The organism is Ruegeria sp. CDSC054, assembly GCF_059610645.1.
In genome coordinates this window covers 144,975-164,322 of record NZ_JBXWOA010000001.1, presented here as the reverse complement: position 1 = coordinate 164,322, position 19,348 = coordinate 144,975, and the positions used below count along the sequence as shown (strand labels likewise).

Sequence of the window (19,348 nt, the reverse complement as noted above, 5' to 3'; positions counted from 1 at the left end):
CTGAGCATGTATGTCCCGACATTATACCGTGGCCAGGGGCTGTATCGCCAGTCCGAAATGCCCAAGCCGAGACAAGTGCCCAAATGCTGCTGCTGATCGACAACTACGACTCGTTTACCTACAACCTGGTACATTATTTAGGCGAACTTGGCACCGAAATGGTCATTCGGCGGAATGACGCCTTGGATGTGCAAGAAGCCATGGCCATGAACCCCGCGGGGATCCTTCTCAGCCCTGGTCCATGCGATCCCGATCAGGCCGGGATTTGTCTGGCATTGACTGAAGCGGCGGCTGAAACAAAAACGCCGCTGTTGGGTGTCTGTCTTGGCCATCAGACGATTGGTCAGGTGTTTGGCGGCAACGTTGTCCGCTGCCACGAAATCGTTCATGGCAAGATGGGAATGATGCATCACACCGGGAAAGGTGTTTTTGCGGGCCTGCCCACCCCGTTTGAGGCGACCCGTTACCACTCGCTGATTGTGGATCGTGACACCCTGCCCGACACTCTTGAGATAACGGCAGAGCTGGAAGACGGCACAATCATGGGGCTGCAGCACAAGGAACTGCCAATCCACGGCGTCCAGTTCCACCCTGAATCAATCGCTTCAGAGCATGGCCATGCCCTGCTCAAGAATTTCCTGTCCGAGATGAAAGTTCCTGCATGAGCGACGCTCTGAAACCACTGATCGGAGCCGCAGCCGATCGGCCCCTGACGCGTGCCGAGGCTGAACAGGCCTTTGGTATTCTGTTTGACGGCGAAGCCACGCCCAGCCAGATTGGCGGCCTGCTGATGGCGATGCGCACACGTGGTGAAACGGTAGACGAATATGCAGCCGCTGCCGCCGTGATGCGCGCGAAATGCAACGCCGTCAAAGCCCCGGAAGGCGCGATGGATATTGTCGGCACCGGTGGCGACGGCAAAGGTACACTGAACATTTCGACCGCCACGGCGTTTGTCGTTGCTGGTGCGGGCGTTACTGTAGCCAAACACGGCAATCGAAACCTGAGCTCCAAATCAGGCGCTGCAGATGCGCTGGGACAATTGGGAATCAACGTTATGGTTGGCCCACAAACCGTTGAAAAAGCACTGCAAGAAGTCGGCATTGGCTTTATGATGGCCCCCATGCATCATCCAGCAATTGCCCATGTCATGCCCAGCCGACAAGAGCTGGGAACGCGTACGATATTCAATATCCTTGGCCCATTGACCAATCCCGCTGGTGTTCGACGTCAGCTGACCGGCGCGTTCAGTCGAGACTTGATCCGGCCAATGGCGGAAACGCTGGGCCTTTTGGGTGCCGAACATGCCTGGCTGGTACACGGATCGGATGGCACGGATGAGCTGACGATCACCGGTGTAAGCTGGGTCGCTGCGCTGGAAAACGGCGTTGTGAAAGAGGTTGAGCTGCATCCTGAAGACGCAGGGCTGCCGGTCCACCCGTTCGAGGATATCATCGGCGGAACGCCCGAGGAAAACGCCGTGGCCTTCCGCGCCTTGTTGGACGGCGCGCCATCGGCCTACCGCGACGCTGTTCTGTTGAACTCTGCCGCAGCCCTTGTGGTTGCTGGCTCTGCTGATGACCTGAAAGACGGCGCTGCCAAGGCGCGGGAAAGCATCGACAGCGGAAAAGCTAAAGACAAAATCGCGGCCCTGGCCCGAATTACGCAGGAGGCCGCATGACCGAGACGGTTCTGGACAAGATCAAAGCCTACAAACTTGAAGAAGTTGCGGCAGACAAGACGCAGAAGTCGCTGGAAACACTGGAAAACGAGGCCCGCAACGCGCCAGAGGTCCGCGGTTTTGCCGATGCGCTTCGAACAGCAGCGCGTCGGGGGTACGGCCTGATAGCCGAAGTCAAGAAAGCCAGCCCGTCCAAGGGTCTGATCCGCCCGGATTTCGATCCACCCGCTCTGGCCAAAGCCTATGAGGAAGGCGGCGCTACGTGTTTATCGGTGCTGACCGACACGCCTAGTTTTCAGGGTGCAAAAGAATACCTGACCGAAGCCCGGGCTGCCACCTCACTTCCAGCGCTGCGCAAGGACTTCATGTACGACCCCTATCAAGTGGTCGAGGCGCGTGCTTTGGGTGCGGATTGCATCTTGATCATCATGGCATCGGTCGACGACGCGCAAGCCGCTGAACTGGAACAGACTGCATTCGACTGGGGTATGGATGTCCTGATCGAAGTTCACGACCAGAACGAGTTGGAACGTGCAGCAGAGCTGAAAAGCTCACTGATTGGGATAAACAATCGTAATCTCAAGACCTTCGAGACATCTCTTGATACCACTCGCCACCTGTCCAAGCTTGTGCCAGCGGGCCGGACGATCGTCTGCGAAAGCGGTCTGAGCACGCCTGAAGATCTGGCCGACATCGCACGTTACGGCGCGCGCAGCTTCCTGATCGGTGAAAGCCTGATGCGTCAGGACGACGTGGCAGCAGCCACCCGCCACCTTCTCGCAAGCCCTCTGATCCCCGGAGTCATGTGATGCCCTTGACCCATTTTGATGCTCAGGGACAGGCCCATATGGTCGATGTCTCGGACAAGGAAGTCACCGACCGCGTCGCCGTGGCGGCTGGTCACATCAAAATGGCGCAGGACACCTTTGATCTGATTTCCGAAGGCCGCGCTAAGAAAGGTGATGTTCTGGGCGTGGCACGTCTTGCGGGCATCATGGGCGCAAAGAAAACGCCTGATCTGATCCCTTTGTGTCACCCGCTTCCAGTCACCAAAGTTGCAGTCGAACTGACGCTGGATCCCGACTTGCCCGGCGTGCTGGTCGAAGCCACAGTCAAAACATCGGGCCAGACCGGTGTCGAGATGGAGGCGCTGACCGCCGTGTCCACGGCTGCGCTAACGGTCTATGACATGACCAAGGCCGTGGATAAGGCGATGGAAATTGGCGGTATCCGTGTATTGCTGAAAGATGGCGGTAAATCAGGGCGTTACGAAGCAAAATGATCACCGTCGAAGAGGCCCGCGCGCTGTTGTTTGAACTGGTCTCGCCCCTTCCAGCCGAGACCGTTGCTTTGTCCGACGCCGCAGGTCGTGTTCTGGCTCAGGATATCGAGGCCACCCGCGACCAGCCGCCATTTGAAGCGTCCTCGATGGACGGCTACGCGCTGAAATCGACCGAGGTCGAGCTGCACGCCATGTTCAAGGTCATCGGCGAGTCGGCAGCTGGCAACCGCTACACCGGTCGCGTCGGGCCCGGACAGGCGGTGCGCATATTCACTGGTGCCCCGGTTCCCGAAGGTGCTGATTTCGTTGTCATACAAGAAGATACCGAACGTCGCGGCGACCTGATCACAATCTCGGACCTACCCGGCCCAAAATCGAATATCAGACCTGCGGGCGTCGATTTCAAAGCAGGCACAAAGATCTCGGCCCCACGTCAGTTGCGCGCCGAGGACATCGCGCTGATGGCGGCGATGAATATTGCGACCGTACCAGTGACTCGAAAGCCTGTTATTGCGCTGATCTCCACCGGTGATGAATTGGTGATGCCGGGCGAAACCCCGGGCCCCGATCAGATCATCGCATCCAATACGTTTGGCTTGAAAGCACTGCTGGAGGGCGCTGGCGCGCACGTCCGCATCCTTCCGGTCGCGCGCGATACGGTGTCATCGCTTCAAACTGCCTTCGGACTGGCCGAAGGAGCGGATCTGGTTGTGACCATCGGCGGCGCATCGGTTGGAGACTACGATCTGGTGTCAGATGTCTCAACCCGGCTGGGAATGGAGCAATCTTTCTACAAGATCCGAATGCGTCCCGGCAAACCCCTGATGGCAGGTCGATTGGGACAAACGGCAATGGTCGGCTTGCCCGGAAATCCTGTTAGTGCAATGGTTTGCGGCTATCTCTTCCTGTTGCCAATGGTGCGTCGGATGTTGGGTGTCGAACAGGTACTGCCCCCATTGCGAACCGCAAGGCTTGCTGAACCGCTCGGCGAAAACGGTCCGCGTGAGCATTACATGCGGGCTATGCTGGATGAAACCGGCATTCGCGCATGTTCCGATCAGGACAGTTCACTGCTCAGCGTTTTGGCGCAGGCAAACGCTCTGTTGGTGAGGATTCCGCATGACCCCGCCCGACCTGCCGGGGATGAGGTTCAATACCTGCCGATCTAAATCCCGCTCAAATCCGTTGACACAAAACGTGAACATGCGTAGAACAAAAGAAAACGCATGACCGACGAGGTGTGAGCAATGTTGACCAAGAAGCAGTTGGATTTGTTGGAATTCATTCACAAACGCGTTCAGGCGGATGGTGTTCCGCCTAGTTTCGATGAAATGAAGGCCGCGCTGGACCTCAGGTCCAAATCTGGCATCCACAGATTGATTACGGCTCTAGAGGAACGTGGGTTCATTCGGCGTCTGGCGCACCGTGCGCGGGCCATTGAAATCGTCAAACTGCCGGAAAGCCTGGGTGGAGAACCCACAGTGGCCTTCAAGCCGCGTGTGATAGAAGGCGACAAGCCGTCCGGCCCCCGCCCCGCGAATTTTGAGCCGGTGACCGTGGATGCGATGGAATTGCCAGTGATGGGCCGCATCGCCGCCGGCGTCCCGATTGAGGCGATCAGCCATGTCTCGCACCGCGTCGCCGTGCCCGGTTCAATGGTATCCGGCAAGGGTGAGCATTACGCACTGGAAGTGCGCGGCGACTCGATGATTGACGCAGGGATCAACGATGGAGATGTAGTGGTAATCCGGGAAACCTCGGTTGCCGATAACGGCGATATCGTTGTTGCTCTTGTCGAAGATCAGGAAGCCACATTGAAGCGGTTCTTCCGCCGAGGTCAGGCGATTGCGCTTGAGGCCGCGAACCCCGCCTATGAAACCCGCGTTCTGCCAGAAGATAAGGTCAAGGTGCAGGGTCGTCTGGTTGGACTGATCCGCAGCTACTAAAACTGCTTGGTATCCCGGTTCCCGGATGTGTTCGGGGACCAGAGCCTGTCGCCCATCGCCTCTTTAGACGTTGTGATCTTGCCGCCCGACAGGGACAGACTTCCCGTTGCCAGCAGCCGTTTCGGATCGAAGACTTCACAGCCACCGGACAGTTGCAGCGCCACGGGAGAAATCACGATCTGATCGGTATTGCAGGCACTGAACCCGCGCGCCGCGCGTTTGCCTGTAACGTGCAACACCTCTTTGCCCTGCCAGTCATACCGTTGAATGGTGCCGGAATCATGCGGCCAACGGCTGGCCGCCTGCAACTGATCTGCCCCGTCCCCATCATTTTCCAGCCAGACGGTTGCGACAAACCCGCTTCCCTTTTTCTTACTCAAGGCGCGTCCTTGTTCAGTCATTACGCCAACAAGACCGCCACTATCCGCAACCAGTATTTCAGGGCGATTTCCCTGCCCCCATAACAACAACGCCACGGCCATTGGTGCCACCCCAACCCATCGGGCCCGTCCTTGCCACAGCGCAAGCCACAGGCCGCCAAGCGCAATTAGCGGCAGGACAGGGGTCGGCGGGCTGACAACATATCCTTGCGCGCCGTCAAATCCCGATACCCATTGCGAAACCGCAAGAATCCACTCTAAACCCAGCCCCATCACTGCCAGCGGCACTATCTCAAAGCCGAATGGCGACAGCAGTGCTGCCACCACGGCCGAAGGGACGACAACCATGCCCATGACCGGCACCGACAGCATGTTGGCCAGAAGACCATAGTGAGACAATGTGTTGAAATGCGCCGCACCAATTGGCGCGGTTGCAAATCCCGCGATAGCTGAGGACATCAGTAGGCCCGCAACAGGTTTCAGCCACTTTGGCCCCGGCATCGGTCCAATGTCACGCAACGCTCCGAACACCGCCACAAGCGCTGTCGTTGCGGCAAAAGACATTTGAAACCCCGGGCTAAGTAAGGATTCGGGGCGCAGAATGAGTACAATAAGTGCGGCGACCGCAACGGCCCGTAGGGAAATCGCGCGTCTGTCGATCAGTATGGCCATCAACATGACACTCGCCATGACAAAGGCGCGTTCCGTGGCGACATTCCCCCCAGACAGTAACAAGTAGATCGTGGCTGCGAACATCGCACAGACAGCCGCCAGTTTGCGCACAGGCAATCTGAGAGCCAGCGCAGGAATGGTTGAGAAAAAGAGCCTGCACATCAAGTAGACGAACCCGGTCAGCAGGCCCATGTGGAGGCCCGAAATCGCCAACAGATGCGCCAGGTTGGATGCGCGCAGTGACTTTAGCGTTTCTTGCCCCATACCGCTGCGATCACCCGTTGTGACGGCGGCCGCAAACCCGCCAATCTCACCCGGCAGGATCGTGCGGACATGGTGGGAAATCGCCATTCGCCATGCCGTAGTGCGGATGCCTTCGGGCTGCGGGGGCGCAGCGATCAGCACCGGAACTCGGGTGTATCCCACGGCCCCCAGCCGTTGAAACCACGCGTGTCGCCGAAAGTCGAATCCTCCCGGTTCCACCGGACCTTGAGGGGGCGACAAATGGGCAGTGGTCATGATCCTTTGGCCGGGCGCCAGCGAACGTGCGCCTCCGTGCAAGGAAAGCCGGACGCGCTGCGGCCGCCGGTCACCGGGCACATCACCTATACGCACCCGATCCAGCGTAATCCGCAGCGCATCCGACGCAGAGCGATCCATGGCTACAACCCGCCCCTCGACCGGGCCGTAATAACGCCAGGACAGGACCGGCTCTGCCACCGTGTGGGCGCGCCCGCCCGCCAGGATAAACCCGGCAGCGATCAGCGCCCCCCCTGTTGTCAACGCAGCCCAGCCAGACGGAAGCCAGCGCACCAAGCCTAAGCAAATCGCGATCACGGCAACGAGGCCTGCATAGATCATCCACCCCGGTTCAAACCGCAGGCTGAAATACAGACCAATACCGACTGCCAAACACACCGGAGACCACTGAAACAAATACCCTGTCTGGTTCAGTAATGCGGTCTCGACCCGTGCCAGAACACGCATGGTTGCCCCCGTCCTTCCGGCTCGTTAGACAGGCGCCAATCTATGCCCGACACGGTTACCAAAAGGTTAATCCACACAATGTCCGATCAGGTCGTCACTCGTTTCGCCCCGTCCCCAACCGGTTTCCTGCATATCGGCGGGGCCCGTACGGCGCTGTTCAATTGGCTTTATGCCCGCGGCCGCGGCGGCAAGTTCCTGTTGCGGATCGAGGACACCGACCGTGAACGTTCGACCCCCGAAGCAACGGCTGCAATCCTGCAAGGGATGGAGTGGCTGGGTCTTGATCACGACGGCGATGTAATTAGTCAATTCGAGGGTGCCGAACGTCACGCCGAGGTGGCGCATCAGTTGCTGACTGAGGGCAAGGCGTACAAGTGCTTTTCAACGCAGGAAGAGGTCTCGGCCTTCCGCGAACAAGCGCGGGCCGAGGGGAAATCGACCCTGTTCCGTAGCCCTTGGCGCGATGCAGACGCGTCCTCCCATCCGGACGCTCCGTTTGCGATCCGCATCAAGGCGCCTCAGGACGGCACGACGGTAATCCGCGATCAGGTTCAGGGTGATGTGACCATTCGCAACGATCAGTTGGACGACATGATCCTGCTGCGGTCGGACGGCACTCCGGTTTATATGCTGGCGGTCGTGGTAGATGATCACGACATGGGCGTGACCCATGTGATCCGCGGCGATGACCACCTGAACAACGCTGCGCGACAGATGATGATCTATGAGGCGATGGGATGGGACGTCCCTGTCTGGGCACATATCCCTCTGATCCATGGGCCGGATGGAAAAAAGCTGTCCAAACGCCACGGCGCGTTGGGCGCGCAGGAATATCAGGCCATGGGTTACCCCGCGGCTGGAATGCGCAATTATTTGGCGCGTTTGGGCTGGAGCCACGGCGATGATGAATTCTTTACTGACGAACAGGCCAAGGAATGGTTCGATCTGGATGGAATCGGCAAAAGCCCTGCCCGTTTCGACCTGAAAAAGCTGGAAAATCTGTGTGGACAGCATATCGCCATCGCGGGTGATGCTGCATTGCGGCAAGAGATCGAAGCCTATCTGGCGGCGGCGAAATTGCCTGACCTCACGGAAACACAATCCGGTGATCTGGAACGTGCGATGTATTGCCTCAAGGACCGCGCGCGCATGTTCCCGGAACTTCTTGAAAAAGCTCACTTTGTTTTGACATCTCGCCCAATTGAGCCGGATGAAAAGGCCGCAAAAGCACTGGCCTCAGTATCCGATGGTATACTGAGTGAATTGACGCCGCACGTGCAAAATGCTAGCTGGACGCGAAACGAACTGGAGCAAACCCTAAATTCGTTTGCAGAAGCGAAAGAGGTTAAGTTCGGCAAACTGGCGGGCCCGTTGCGGGCCGTGTTGGCAGGTCGGGCAGTGACGCCTTCAGTTTTTGACATGATGCTTGTGCTGGGGAAGGAAGAAACCCTGGCCCGGCTTTCTGACGCAGCGACGTAAACCCAATCTTCATATTTGGGTAACGCTGCTCCGCTAACACCCGGACTGCGCGCCCGCGCGCAGCCGTTGCCCGCAAGGTCGGACAGCGATTCGACATGCGTAAGAATGAGGAAGGGACACTATGACCGACAGCAATAAAACAGCCACTCTGACAGTCCATGGTGAAACGTACGAGTTGCCGGTTCATTCTCCGACCGCTGGACCTGACGTCATCGACATCCGTAAGCTGTACAGCGATGCCGGAGTGTTCACCTACGACCCCGGTTTTACGTCGACCGCAAGCTGTGACAGCACCATTACCTATATTGACGGCGAAAAAGGTGAGCTGCTGCACCGTGGCTATCCGATCGACCAGCTGGCCGGAAAATCGCACTTCCTCGAAGTGTGCTATCTGCTTTTGTACGGAGAGCTGCCGGTCGCCAAAGACCTCGAGCAGTTCGAAACCACCATCACCCGCCACACCATGCTGCACGAACAGATGCAGTATTTCTATCGCGGCTTCCGTCGGGATGCGCACCCGATGGCGATCATGGTGGGTGTCGTTGGCGCAATGTCGGCATTCTATCACGACTCGACCGACGTATCTGACCCGCATCAGCGCGAGGTCGCCTCGCATCGTCTGATCGCCAAGATGCCGACAATCGCCGCATGGGCCTATAAGTATCACATCGGCCAGCCCTTCGTTTATCCGCGCAACGATCTGGACTACGCGTCCAACTTCCTGCGCATGTGCTTTGCGGTTCCCGCCGAAGAATATGAGGTAAACCCGATCCTCAGCCGTGCGATGGACCGGATCCTGACTTTGCACGCGGATCACGAACAAAACGCGTCTACCTCGACCGTGCGTCTGGCATCTTCGTCGGGCGCCAACCCGTTCGCATGTATCGCGGCGGGCGTGGCCTGCCTTTGGGGCCCTGCCCATGGTGGCGCAAACCAGGCGTGTTTGGAGATGTTGGAAGAGATCGGTTCCGTCGATTGTATTCCGGAATACATCGACCGCGCCAAGGACAAGAACGACCCGTTCCGCCTGATGGGCTTTGGCCACCGCGTCTACAAGAACTTCGACCCGCGCGCGACTGTGATGAAGCAATCAGCCGACGAAGTGCTTGAACTGCTTGGCGTCGAGAACAATCCAAAGCTGCAGGTTGCCAAGGCACTGGAAAAGCAAGCGCTGGAAGATCCGTACTTTGCCGAAAAGAAACTGTTCCCGAACGTGGACTTCTACTCGGGCATCATCCTCGAGGCGATGGGTTTCCCCACCTCAATGTTCACGCCGATCTTCGCGCTGTCGCGCACCGTTGGCTGGGTCAGCCAATGGAAAGAGATGATCGCAGATCCACAGAACAAAATTGGTCGTCCGCGTCAGCTGTATCTGGGCGAAACGACCCGCGATTATGTGGACATCGAAAACCGCTGATAGCCGGTTACAATTTCGAAACGCCTCGGACCCTTGTCCGGGGCGTTCTTCGTTTCAGAACAACGTCAGTTGATCCCCGGCTTGCGCGGGCCTGGAAAACAGATCACATCGTAGTGGCTGTGTCTTTGTGGCCAACCCCAATCGTTTGACCGCGAGGCTGAACCGCTTGGCCACCAGCCCGGCATACTCACCCTCCCCCCGCATGCGGTGCCCCCAACGCGGGTCATAGTCACGACCACCGTGCATTTCGCGCAGTTTGGACATGACCTTTTCAGCTCGCGCCGGCTCATGCTGATGCAGCCAGGATTGCCACAGCTCAGAGACTTCGCGCGGAAGGCGCAGCATGATCCAGGTTGCGGAATCAGCGCCCGCGTCTCGCCCGGCTTCCAGCATGGATTCCAATTCGTGATCCGTCAGACCCGGTATCAAAGGCGATGTCATGACGCGTACCGGCACTCCTGCATCGGTCAACCGTCGGATCGTCGCCAGCCGTCTTACAGGGGATGGCGCGCGTGGTTCCATACGTCGAGACAAGCCTGGGTCCAAAGTTGTCAACGAAATGCCGACCCGAACCAATCCAAGTTGCGCCATAGGGGTAAGGATATCCAAGTCCCGCTCGATCATCGCACCTTTGGTCACGATTGCGACCGGGTGCTGGAACTCTTGCAAGACCTGCAGGCAAGCCCGTGTGATTTGGTGGTATTTTTCGATCGGCTGATACGGGTCGGTGTTTGTTCCCATCGCAATGGTCGCCACTTTGTACCGGGCTGAGGACAGTTCTTTCCTAAGGACCTCTGCCGCGTTTGGCCGTGCAATCAGCCGGGTTTCAAAATCCAATCCCGGTGACAATCCCAGATAGGCATGTGTCGGGCGGGCAAAACAGTACACGCACCCATGCTCGCACCCGCGATACGGGTTAATCGAGCGGTCAAACGGCAGATCGGGCGATCGGTTGTAGGTGACCACACTGCGCGCTACCTCTTCTCGGACCTCGGTTCTGAGCTGGGGAAGTTCTTCTTCCATCTCCCAGCCATCGTCACAGGCCTCGGTCGCAAAGCGTTCGAATCTGCCTGATTCATTGCTGGCCACGCCGCGGGCCCTTATGTTGAGTGCAGGCATATTTGTTCCCGTTATGTTCTTGCTCATGAATCAATAGACCCTGAATCGCCATGCGACAAGGAAAACTGCGCGAACCGCCCTATTCGCCCCCGATCCTGGACGACCGGTTTTTCCCCGGTTGTGAACAGATTGCAGGATGTTGTTGCAGATAATTCCATCGTGATCGCAAACAATTTGACGTATAGGTCGGTCCCGGAACTGCCAAGGTCGCAATCGTAACAGTCTAACTGCGACGAAATGGCCAAAACGGAAAAAATGCCACCACGGGCCGATGGCCCGCCCAGCACAGGGAAATGCCCCATGTCCGATGAAGAAGACATCGTCCTGTCCGAACTCAACGACGACGAACTTGTCGAGCAGATGTTCGACGATCTTTATGACGGCCTGAAAGAAGAGATCGAAGAAGGTGTGAACATCCTGCTTGAACGCGGATGGACACCATATGACATCCTGACCAAAGCATTGGTCGGTGGCATGACCATCGTGGGCCACGATTTCCGCGACGGCATCCTGTTCGTGCCGGAGGTTTTGCTGGCGGCCAACGCGATGAAAGGTGGGATGACGATCCTCAAGCCGCTGCTGGCCGAAACCGGCGCGCCGCGGGTCGGCAAGATGGTGATCGGCACCGTCAAAGGCGACATCCATGATATTGGCAAAAATCTGGTGTCAATGATGATGGAAGGAGCCGGTTTTGAGGTCGTGGATATTGGCATCAACAACCCGGTCGAAAACTATCTGGAAGCACTGGATTCCGAACAGCCAGACATTCTGGGCATGTCGGCCCTGCTGACCACAACGATGCCCTACATGAAAGTGGTCATCGACACGCTGATCGAACAGGGACGGCGTGAAGATTACATCGTACTGGTTGGCGGTGCCCCTCTGAACGAGGAATTCGGCAAGGCCATCGGCGCAGACGCCTATTGCCGTGACGCCGCTGTGGCGGTGGAAACGGCCAAAGACTTTGTTTCGCGCAAGCACAACCAGCTTGCCGGCTGATCCTGCTCACAGGGAAATGATCAAGGCCGCCCTTTAAAGGGCGGCTTTTTTCGTTTTTGGGCTTGCTACTCATGGAAATTTGGACAAATTAAGCCTGTAGTTAAGGCCCAGTTTGTTACGCGGGTTTGGTTAAAGAGTTTTTGGGGTACGGAATGCCGACGACATTCAATGCTATTTTTCTTGGTAATCTTGCAATCATCGACCCGACTGAGGGTAACAACACCGCTGAAAACGCGGGCGCTTTGGTTGGACAAACTTTTGGTGGTCCGGGTGATCCATTACTTGACGACGCTGTCGTTTGGACACCGGTAGGAAACCCTGGTGGAACCTACGAAAACAACGCCAACTCTGACGTGGATTTTTTTGCAATTGATGGCGCTGCGACCACTTTCGATGCAGCTGTCGCCTACAATGCGACAATTACGTATGTCGACGGCACAACGGCAGACATAACGGCAGTCATCGCGCAAGACACGCTCGGGAACACTTTTCTGGTTCCAGAATTCTCAGCCAACAGCGATCAGGCCGCATTGGAATTTGCGGGCATCAGGTCACTAACGCTCAACAGTATAAACACCGCCACAACTACGGGTTTGAACGCTGACCGTGAATCCTGGGACATCGCCAGATGTTTCGCAACCGGCACTCTGATCAAAACGGAACGTGGTTTGGTCGAGGTCGAGAATTTGCGCGTGGGTGACAAAATTCCGACGCTGGATCATGGGTTGCAAACACTGCGTTGGATTGGCTCTCAGACCGCGCGTGCCGCAGGCGTGTTCACGCCTGTGCTGATCAGGGCGGGTGCGCTTGGCAATGATCGCGATCTCTTGGTCTCGCAACAGCACAGGATGCTGATCAGCGACTGGCGGGTCGAGCTGCATACGGGCCACGCTGAGGCGCTGGCGCCTGCCAAGCATTTGGTGAATGGCCGCGATATCGTGATGAAGCCCGGCGGTCTTGTGACCTATTATCACCTGATGTTCGACCAGCACGAACTGATCTGGGGCGAAGGGTGCCTGAGCGAGAGCTTTCACCCTGGAATCCAGGCGTGGAACAGTTTTGAGGATGACACACGGCAAGAGATCCTGTCGCTGTTTCCGGAACTGGCCAGTCACGGGATCACCGCCTATGGTCCCCCTGCCCGCCCATCGCCTCAATCTTTTGAAACGCGTGCGTCGGTGGCCTGACACGGGATGTCGGAAGCGGACTTGCCTTGATCCGGCATTCATTCTTTGATGCTGCAATCCTTCAGGGAATTGACGATGCAGCAGAACACCACACCGGATGACGTAAGCCTGACGACAAAAGGCTATACCGAAGACACTCGGCAAGGCGGCATACTGCTATTGGCCTGCGGTGCACTGGCGCGTGAAATCCTGCATCTGAAAAAGCGTAACGGCTGGGATCATATGACCCTGACCTGCCTGCCCGCCATACTGCACGTCCACCCTGAAAGGATCACGCAGGCCGTCGAAGAAGCGGTTGCCAAGCACCGCGGTAGCTTTGACCAGATCTTCGTCGTCTATGCCGATTGTGGTACCGGAGGGTTGTTGCAGAAGGCTTGCGAAGAGATGGGCATTGAGATGATCAAAGGCCCGCACTGCTATTCCTTTTTCGAAGGAAATCAAGCCTTTGAAGACCATGGCGATGATGAAACAACAGCCTTCTACCTGACGGATTTTCTGGCCCGCCAGTTCGATGCCTTTGTGTGGAAACCGCTTGGCCTGGACCGTCACCCCCAACTGCGGGACATGTATTTCGGGAACTATACCAAGCTTGTCTATCAAGCCCAGACAGACGATCCGGACCTGACGGCCCGCGCTCAGGAATGCGCCGAACGCATGGGTTTGACGTTTGAACGCCGGTTCACCGGCTATGGGGATCTGGAAACCACCCTGACCGAGTGGGCCGCCCGCAAGTCGACCGCCTGATCGTCAGGCGTTCTCTTGCGCGACTTCGCGGATACGCTCGATCATTGACCGTAAGCCGTTAGAGCGTTGTGCGGACAGGTGATCATTCAGCCCAAGGCGTGCCAACTCGCCGCCCGCGTCGACCTTTGGGACTTCGCCAACAGGCAAGCCATTATACAAAGACCGCAACACCGCAATCAGCCCGCGCACAATCAACGCGTCGCTGTCGCCGTCGAACCGGAAAACGCCCCCCTCGATCGTGGGCTGCAGCCACACCTGACTGGCACAACCATGCACCTTAGTGGCGGGTACTTTGAACGCATCGTCCAGCGGCTCCATCGCTTTACCCTGATCTATGACATGGCGATACCGGTCTTCCCAGTCATCCAGAAACTCGAAATCCTCGACGATTTCCTCAAAGGCGGGCGTTGCCATTTCGGTGTGGTCCTTTTTGTTGCGATCACAATTGTGACCTAGGCCTCCGTTGGGCACCTGTCTAGCCCCGGTGTGGGTTTTCAATCTTTGGAATTTACGATAACCCATTGCTGAAAATACTTCTCTGGGCTTTGGGACCATGAAAAAATCAACACCTCTTCTATTGGTCGGCACGCTTACACTGGCCGCCTGCAGCGGCTGGAGCGAGTCGCGCGTGAACCCGACCAATTGGTTCGGGTCCAGTACACCCGCCCCTACTGAAGTATCCGTAAACGAAGCCGATGCTCTGGTGCCCCAGGGGCGCGACGGCCCGGGCCTGTTTTCGCGACCCGAAAAGGAAGTGATCGGCTTTGCCATAACCAAGGTAGATGAGCTGCGCATCGATCCCACGTCTACCGGGGCAATCGTCTATGTCAAAGGTACGGCCGCAAGACAGGGCGCCTATAATGCGCGCCTTGTCCCCGTGGAAAGCGAAGAAAACGAAAAGAACGGCATTCTGGAATACACGTTCGAAGTCAGCTACCCAAGCTACGCGACCAATCAGGGCTCTGAAAAATCGCGTGAGGTCAATGGTGCCACGACGCTTGGCCGGGCCGAGCTGCGAAACACCCGTTTGGTTCGCGTTCGTGGTGAACAGAATGCACTAGAGTCCCGGCGGCGCTAACCGCCGCTAAAGCGACACGACTTGTACGGATTGCCCCTTGGCGGCCAGAGCGATCTTGCCGTCACACAGTTTCAGGGCATCCTCGCCAAACACCTCAAATCGCCAGCCTGACATCGAAGGCAGCTTACGCTCGCCCGCAGCCAACTGGTCCAGTTCGGAACTGGTGGCGATCAGCTTGGCCGCCACGCCCGAGCTTTCGGTTTTGGACTTGAGCAAAACGCGCAGCAAATCGGCGAGCGCCGGGTTGATCTTTAGCTTGTCACGGCTGTTATCAACGCGCGGCATTTGATCGGCAGGGCAATTCACCCCCTGTTTCACCGCCGCCAGAATACCATCGGCAATCGCGCCTTTGCGCGCCTCGCGCAGCAGCAGGCGAGAACCACCAAGGTCCGACGGAGATTTTGGCTTGGTCGAGGCAAGCTCGATCAAGGCATCATCCTTGAACACCCGGCTGCGCGGAACGTTGTTCTCTTGCGCATAAGCTTCGCGAAACTGCGCCAACTCGCGCACGACAGCCAAGAACTTGGCCGAATTCGTCCGGGTTTTTACCCGCTTCCATGCATCTTCCGGACGGATATCGTAGGTTCCGGGTTGGGTCAGGGTGCGCAACTCTTCGGACACCCAATGGCTGCGCTGCGACTTGTTCAACTGGGCTGCCAGATATTCGTAAATCTGCCGCAAATGCGTGACATCCGCCAAGGCATAGGTCTTTTGCGCATCTGTCAATGGCCGACGTGACCAATCGGTAAAACGCGAGGTTTTGTCGACGCCTTCCTTGCAGATTTTGCGCACCAAAGTCTCGTATCCCACCTGCTCGCCAAAGCCACAGACCATCGCGGCGACCTGAGTGTCGAACAGAGGTTGCGGGAATACGGACGCCTCGACCCAGAAAATCTCAAGATCCTGCCGTGCGGCGTGGAACACTTTGACCACGCTTTCATCGCGAAACAGGTCATAAAGCGGGTCCAGAGACAGGCCATCAGCCAATGGGTCCACCAGAACGGCGCTGCCTTCATCATCAGATGGAACCGCAAGCTGCACCAAACAGAGTTTTGAATAGTAAGTCCGTTCGCGCAGAAACTCGGTATCTACGGTGACATAGTCATAATCCGCCGCGGCCTTGCAGAAATCGGCCAGCTCTTGCGTCGTCGTCAGGGTTTTCATGCGCGGTACTGTTCTTGCTCTTGTTCTGTGCGGCTGATTGTCTGTTTCATTCCGTACCCAGCCGTATTGCGGACCATAGGATGAATTTGACGCGCGTGTAAATCGCCCTGAGACGTTCAGGGCAGCAACACCGGAGTCCGATCCCCACTGGCGTAACGGCGCAACACTGCGGGGTAGAGTTTGTGTTCCCATACCAGCACCCGGGCGGCCAATGCCTCGGACGTATCACCCGGTTCAATATCTACTCGCGCTTGCCCAAGGATCGGACCGTCATCCAAGGCTGCGGTGACTTCGTGAACCGAACATCCATGTTCAGCATCCCCGGCTTCAATAGCGCGCGCATGGGTGTTGAGACCCTTGTATTTCGGCAGAAGCGAAGGGTGGATATTCAGCATCCGTCCCTGAAAGCGTGACACGAAATCGCCTGTCAGAACACGCATGAAGCCAGCCAGACAAACGATATCGGGTTGCGCTTCTTCCAGCGGTTTCAGCAACTCGGCCTCAAACGCGGCACGGTCGCCCTTGAACGGGCGGTGATCCACCGAAGCCGTCGGAATGCTCCGCTCTGCCGCCTTTGTCAGGCCACCCGCATTCGCATCATTGGACAGAACCAGACAAGGCCGCGCAGGGTGATCGTCGGTCATGCTGTCGACCAGCGACACCATGTTCGAGCCACCCCCCGAGATCAGAATTGCGACGCGCTTATGGCTCACAACAGGGTGCCCGAATAGGCCATGCCCGCTGTCCCGGTCACAGTGCCAATCCGCGCAACCGTTTCGCCCGCATCGGCCAGCAACGCCGCCAAATCATCCGCGCGATCCGCTTCACACGCGACGATCATGCCAATGCCGCAGTTGAAGGTCTTCAACATCTCAGCCTCAACAATCCCACCGGTTTCCGCCATCCAGCGGAATACAGGCGGCAAATCCCATGCATTCAGGTCAATCTCGGCACCCAACCCCTCGGGCAGCACACGGGGCAGGTTTTCTGTAAGGCCGCCGCCGGTGATATGGGCCAGCGCATGCACGCCCCCTGCTCGGATCGCCTGCAGAGCTGGCTTCACATACAGACGTGTGGGTGTCAGCAGAGCTTCGCCCAGCGATCCTTCACTGAACGGTGAGGCGGCATCCCAGCCCAGACCCGAAATCTCTACCAGTTTGCGGACCAGCGAATAGCCGTTAGAATGCACCCCGTTCGACGCCAGCCCCAAAAGCACGTCGCCTTCCTGAACACCAGTCGGCAGATGCGCACCACGCTCCATCGCGCCGACCGAGAACCCGGCCAGATCGAAATCGCCATCCGGGTACATGCCGGGCATTTCCGCGGTTTCACCGCCGATCAGAGCGCATCCAGATTGCACACAGCCCTCGGCAATGCCTTCGATAATCCGCGCCGCCGTATCCGTATCCAGCTTGCCGGTCGCGAAATAATCCAGGAAAAACAGCGGCTCAGCGCCCTGGCAGATCAGGTCATTGACGCACATGGCCACAAGATCGATGCCCACGCCGTCGACGACGCCGGTATCAATGGCGATGCGCAACTTGGTGCCCACTCCGTCAGTGGCCCCAACCAGAATCGGGTCCTGATATCCGGCATCCTTTAGATCGAACAGAGCGCCAAAGCCGCCCAGCCCGCTCATCACGCCCGAGCGGTTGGTGCGTTTTGCGGCCGGCTTGATCCGATCGACAAGGGCATTCCCCGCATCAATATCAACGCCCGCATCGGCATATGTGATTCCGTTCTTGCCCGTGGTCATGGCCAGCCCCTTATGAATGGTTCCCGCGCGGGTTATTCGATTGTGCGACTTGTTGCAACGGTCAGGCTTGACGCGGCTGTTCACCATGGTACTCAAAGCGCTCAGGCGGGCCTGTAGCTCAATTGGTTAGAGCAGAGCGCTCATAACGCTTTGGTTGCGGGTTCAAGTCCTGCCGGGCCTACCACCGTCTACTAATTCCTTGCTATCAGTTAAAGATGCTTGCCAGACCAGCAATGCACGGTGTTTCTGCTGTCCTGTTCAAACATAAGATTCATTCTTCTAAATCTGCAGGGTTGCCCAGTAACTCTGAGCCTTATTCAAGCCCCTAGAGTTCGGAGTCCCCGCTCAAGCGGAAGTGCCATTTGGTACATTCAAGACAAAATGACACATACGCATACTATACTTTTGGATACATCACCTATTCGAATGGGCTTTTGGCTATCCCATTTCCATTCAGCGAAACTTGTAAATTCATGTTTTTATGATCTTGCACGTCCCATACATGTGCATCCCAGCCTCCGACTAGCACCCAGTAGGAGGAAATTGACCGGCTTCGCGACCCCTCCGCTCACTCGGACCGCGAAGCTGGTTTTTTTGTGCCGTTTTTAGTTTGAAAAAAAGCTTCCAAAGACAAAGCGCACCGGCAAACCTCCAATTGAAGTTCAGGCCTACCTTGGAGGTTCACCGAAGTATCCACCAAAGTATCCGACCATCGCACCCAAAACGCCAACAACGATGACAATCGAGATCAATGCACCACTGCTTTTTGAGTAATATCCAAGCGTCAAAAGCCCGACGACAAATATACCAACCAAGAAATACAATACAGTGTTGTCCATACCTAAACCTATGCCGCAAAAGACGTTCTGTAACGTTACGATAGAAATGCGCCTCAAGTCTAATGGGGGAGTTACACCCCGTTAAACACCAGGGTAGCCACTCGTTCCCGCTCCAAAAAACCCGCGTTGTTCGGAGGGAAACCGTTACAAACAACGCGGGAGGCAGTTGGGGTAGTGAAGGCGATACGGAGCGGGTCAAGAATTGGACCAAAAAACCCCGGGTAAAGCCGTTCGGTCTAATATGAGGCGGCGAATTTACGCTTCAGGATCTGTCGCCTCAGCCTTTTGGAAAACTGCCAAGGTGACAAACAACCCGCCGATCAGAAGCAAATGGCCCAATGCGGTTACACCGAAAACAAAATAGCTGCCAACCATCAGCGAGAAGATTGCGCTCCACATCCATGCCAACATCTGCATCAGCATGTGTGCTGTGGATAGCGAGTATTTTTTTAGTGGGTTTTTCGTTTCATCCATTACCGATACCCACGATGATTTTACGTCGAAACTATTGGTCATGACTTCCTCCCATTCTAAAGGTTGTACGGGGTGATCGGTGCTTTAGACCAAAGAAAAATTTTGCGCGCCGCTTATGGCAGAGAACCAAAACGTAAATTCCGA

20 protein-coding genes and 1 tRNA gene are annotated in these 19,348 nt (G+C 57.0%); 13 read left to right on the top strand and 8 right to left on the bottom strand.

Annotated elements, in window-relative coordinates:
* Positions 1-83 precede the first annotated feature (83 nt).
* From AC2FGC_RS00795 to lexA, 6 genes are all read left to right on the top strand, one after another.
* Complete coding sequence (locus AC2FGC_RS00795) at positions 84-665, top strand: anthranilate synthase component II (protein WP_496781446.1); 582 nt, start codon at positions 84-86, stop codon at positions 663-665.
* Positions 662-1,681, top strand: coding sequence for an anthranilate phosphoribosyltransferase (trpD, locus tag AC2FGC_RS00790; protein WP_496727164.1), 1,020 nt, complete (start codon positions 662-664; stop codon positions 1,679-1,681). Before AC2FGC_RS00795 ends, trpD begins: the two co-directional genes overlap by 4 nt.
* A complete protein-coding gene (gene trpC, locus AC2FGC_RS00785) occupies positions 1,678-2,490 on the top strand; it encodes an indole-3-glycerol phosphate synthase TrpC (protein ID WP_496727165.1) in 813 nt (270 codons plus the stop codon). The genes trpD and trpC overlap by 4 nt, the downstream gene beginning before the upstream one ends.
* Positions 2,490-2,963 carry a cyclic pyranopterin monophosphate synthase MoaC gene (gene moaC, locus AC2FGC_RS00780; RefSeq protein ID WP_170413610.1) on the top strand — a complete coding sequence of 158 codons (474 nt, stop codon included), beginning with the start codon at positions 2,490-2,492 and terminating at the stop codon, positions 2,961-2,963. The genes trpC and moaC overlap by 1 nt, the downstream gene beginning before the upstream one ends.
* Complete coding sequence (locus AC2FGC_RS00775; protein ID WP_496727166.1) at positions 2,960-4,132, top strand: molybdopterin molybdotransferase MoeA; 1,173 nt, start codon at positions 2,960-2,962, stop codon at positions 4,130-4,132. Before moaC ends, AC2FGC_RS00775 begins: the two co-directional genes overlap by 4 nt.
* 78 nt (positions 4,133-4,210) lie before the next feature.
* A complete protein-coding gene (gene lexA / locus AC2FGC_RS00770; protein WP_496727167.1) occupies positions 4,211-4,909 on the top strand; it encodes a transcriptional repressor LexA in 699 nt (232 codons plus the stop codon).
* Here lexA and AC2FGC_RS00765 read toward each other — a convergent pair.
* Positions 4,906-6,948, bottom strand: coding sequence for a ComEC/Rec2 family competence protein (locus AC2FGC_RS00765; RefSeq protein WP_496727168.1), 2,043 nt, complete (start codon positions 6,946-6,948; stop codon positions 4,906-4,908). The genes lexA and AC2FGC_RS00765 overlap by 4 nt on opposite strands.
* A 78-nt stretch (positions 6,949-7,026) precedes the next feature.
* Here AC2FGC_RS00765 and gltX point away from each other — a divergent pair, with 78 nt between their 5' ends.
* Both gltX and gltA read left to right on the top strand, forming a co-directional pair.
* A complete protein-coding gene (gene gltX / locus AC2FGC_RS00760) occupies positions 7,027-8,427 on the top strand; it encodes a glutamate--tRNA ligase (RefSeq protein WP_496781444.1) in 1,401 nt (466 codons plus the stop codon).
* Between the two features lie 121 nt (positions 8,428-8,548).
* Entirely contained in the window at positions 8,549-9,844 is a 1,296-nt protein-coding gene (gene gltA, locus AC2FGC_RS00755) for a citrate synthase (protein WP_496781283.1), read from the top strand.
* Positions 9,845-9,898: 54 nt separating this feature from the next.
* On the opposite strand, the gene AC2FGC_RS00750 is transcribed toward gltA, so the two are convergent.
* Positions 9,899-10,963, bottom strand: coding sequence for a PA0069 family radical SAM protein (locus AC2FGC_RS00750; protein ID WP_496781282.1), 1,065 nt, complete (start codon positions 10,961-10,963; stop codon positions 9,899-9,901).
* 300 nt (positions 10,964-11,263) lie between these two features.
* On the opposite strand from AC2FGC_RS00750, the gene AC2FGC_RS00745 reads away from it, so the two are divergent.
* The 3 genes from AC2FGC_RS00745 to AC2FGC_RS00735 all read left to right on the top strand — a co-directional run bounded on the left by AC2FGC_RS00745 (position 11,264) and on the right by AC2FGC_RS00735 (position 13,893).
* Positions 11,264-11,962 carry a corrinoid protein gene (locus tag AC2FGC_RS00745; protein ID WP_058271755.1) on the top strand — a complete coding sequence of 233 codons (699 nt, stop codon included), beginning with the start codon at positions 11,264-11,266 and terminating at the stop codon, positions 11,960-11,962.
* A gap of 152 nt (positions 11,963-12,114) precedes the next feature.
* A complete protein-coding gene (locus tag AC2FGC_RS00740; RefSeq protein WP_496781281.1) occupies positions 12,115-13,149 on the top strand; it encodes a Hint domain-containing protein in 1,035 nt (344 codons plus the stop codon).
* Positions 13,150-13,224: 75 nt separating this feature from the next.
* Positions 13,225-13,893, top strand: a complete 669-nt coding sequence (locus tag AC2FGC_RS00735) for a DUF1638 domain-containing protein (protein ID WP_496727173.1) — start codon at positions 13,225-13,227, stop codon at positions 13,891-13,893.
* Between the two features lie 3 nt (positions 13,894-13,896).
* Here the strand turns inward: AC2FGC_RS00735 and AC2FGC_RS00730 are convergent, their stop codons facing one another.
* Positions 13,897-14,307, bottom strand: a complete 411-nt coding sequence (locus AC2FGC_RS00730; RefSeq protein WP_496727174.1) for a SufE family protein — start codon at positions 14,305-14,307, stop codon at positions 13,897-13,899.
* Positions 14,308-14,446: 139 nt separating this feature from the next.
* Here AC2FGC_RS00730 and AC2FGC_RS00725 point away from each other — a divergent pair, with 139 nt between their 5' ends.
* Positions 14,447-14,971 (top strand): hypothetical protein, encoded by a 525-nt coding sequence (locus AC2FGC_RS00725; protein WP_496727175.1) that lies wholly within the window; start codon positions 14,447-14,449, stop codon positions 14,969-14,971.
* A gap of 6 nt (positions 14,972-14,977) precedes the next feature.
* On the opposite strand, the gene rnd is transcribed toward AC2FGC_RS00725, so the two are convergent.
* The 3 genes from rnd to purM all read right to left on the bottom strand — a co-directional run bounded on the left by rnd (position 14,978) and on the right by purM (position 17,891).
* On the bottom strand, positions 14,978-16,135 hold the full coding sequence (gene rnd / locus AC2FGC_RS00720; protein ID WP_496727176.1) for a ribonuclease D: 1,158 nt from the start codon (positions 16,133-16,135) through the stop codon (positions 14,978-14,980).
* A gap of 116 nt (positions 16,136-16,251) precedes the next feature.
* On the bottom strand, positions 16,252-16,848 hold the full coding sequence (gene purN / locus AC2FGC_RS00715; protein WP_496727177.1) for a phosphoribosylglycinamide formyltransferase: 597 nt from the start codon (positions 16,846-16,848) through the stop codon (positions 16,252-16,254).
* Complete coding sequence (gene purM, locus AC2FGC_RS00710; RefSeq protein ID WP_496727178.1) at positions 16,845-17,891, bottom strand: phosphoribosylformylglycinamidine cyclo-ligase; 1,047 nt, start codon at positions 17,889-17,891, stop codon at positions 16,845-16,847. Before purM ends, purN begins: the two co-directional genes overlap by 4 nt.
* A 107-nt stretch (positions 17,892-17,998) precedes the next feature.
* Here purM and AC2FGC_RS00705 point away from each other — a divergent pair.
* Positions 17,999-18,075: transfer RNA gene (locus AC2FGC_RS00705), tRNA-Ile, on the top strand.
* Positions 18,076-18,559: 484 nt separating this feature from the next.
* Here AC2FGC_RS00705 and AC2FGC_RS00700 read toward each other — a convergent pair.
* Positions 18,560-18,730 carry a hypothetical protein gene (locus AC2FGC_RS00700; protein ID WP_496727179.1) on the bottom strand — a complete coding sequence of 57 codons (171 nt, stop codon included), beginning with the start codon at positions 18,728-18,730 and terminating at the stop codon, positions 18,560-18,562.
* 255 nt (positions 18,731-18,985) lie between these two features.
* Positions 18,986-19,246, bottom strand: a complete 261-nt coding sequence (locus AC2FGC_RS00695; protein ID WP_058271760.1) for a hypothetical protein — start codon at positions 19,244-19,246, stop codon at positions 18,986-18,988.
* Positions 19,247-19,348: the final 102 nt, after the last annotated feature.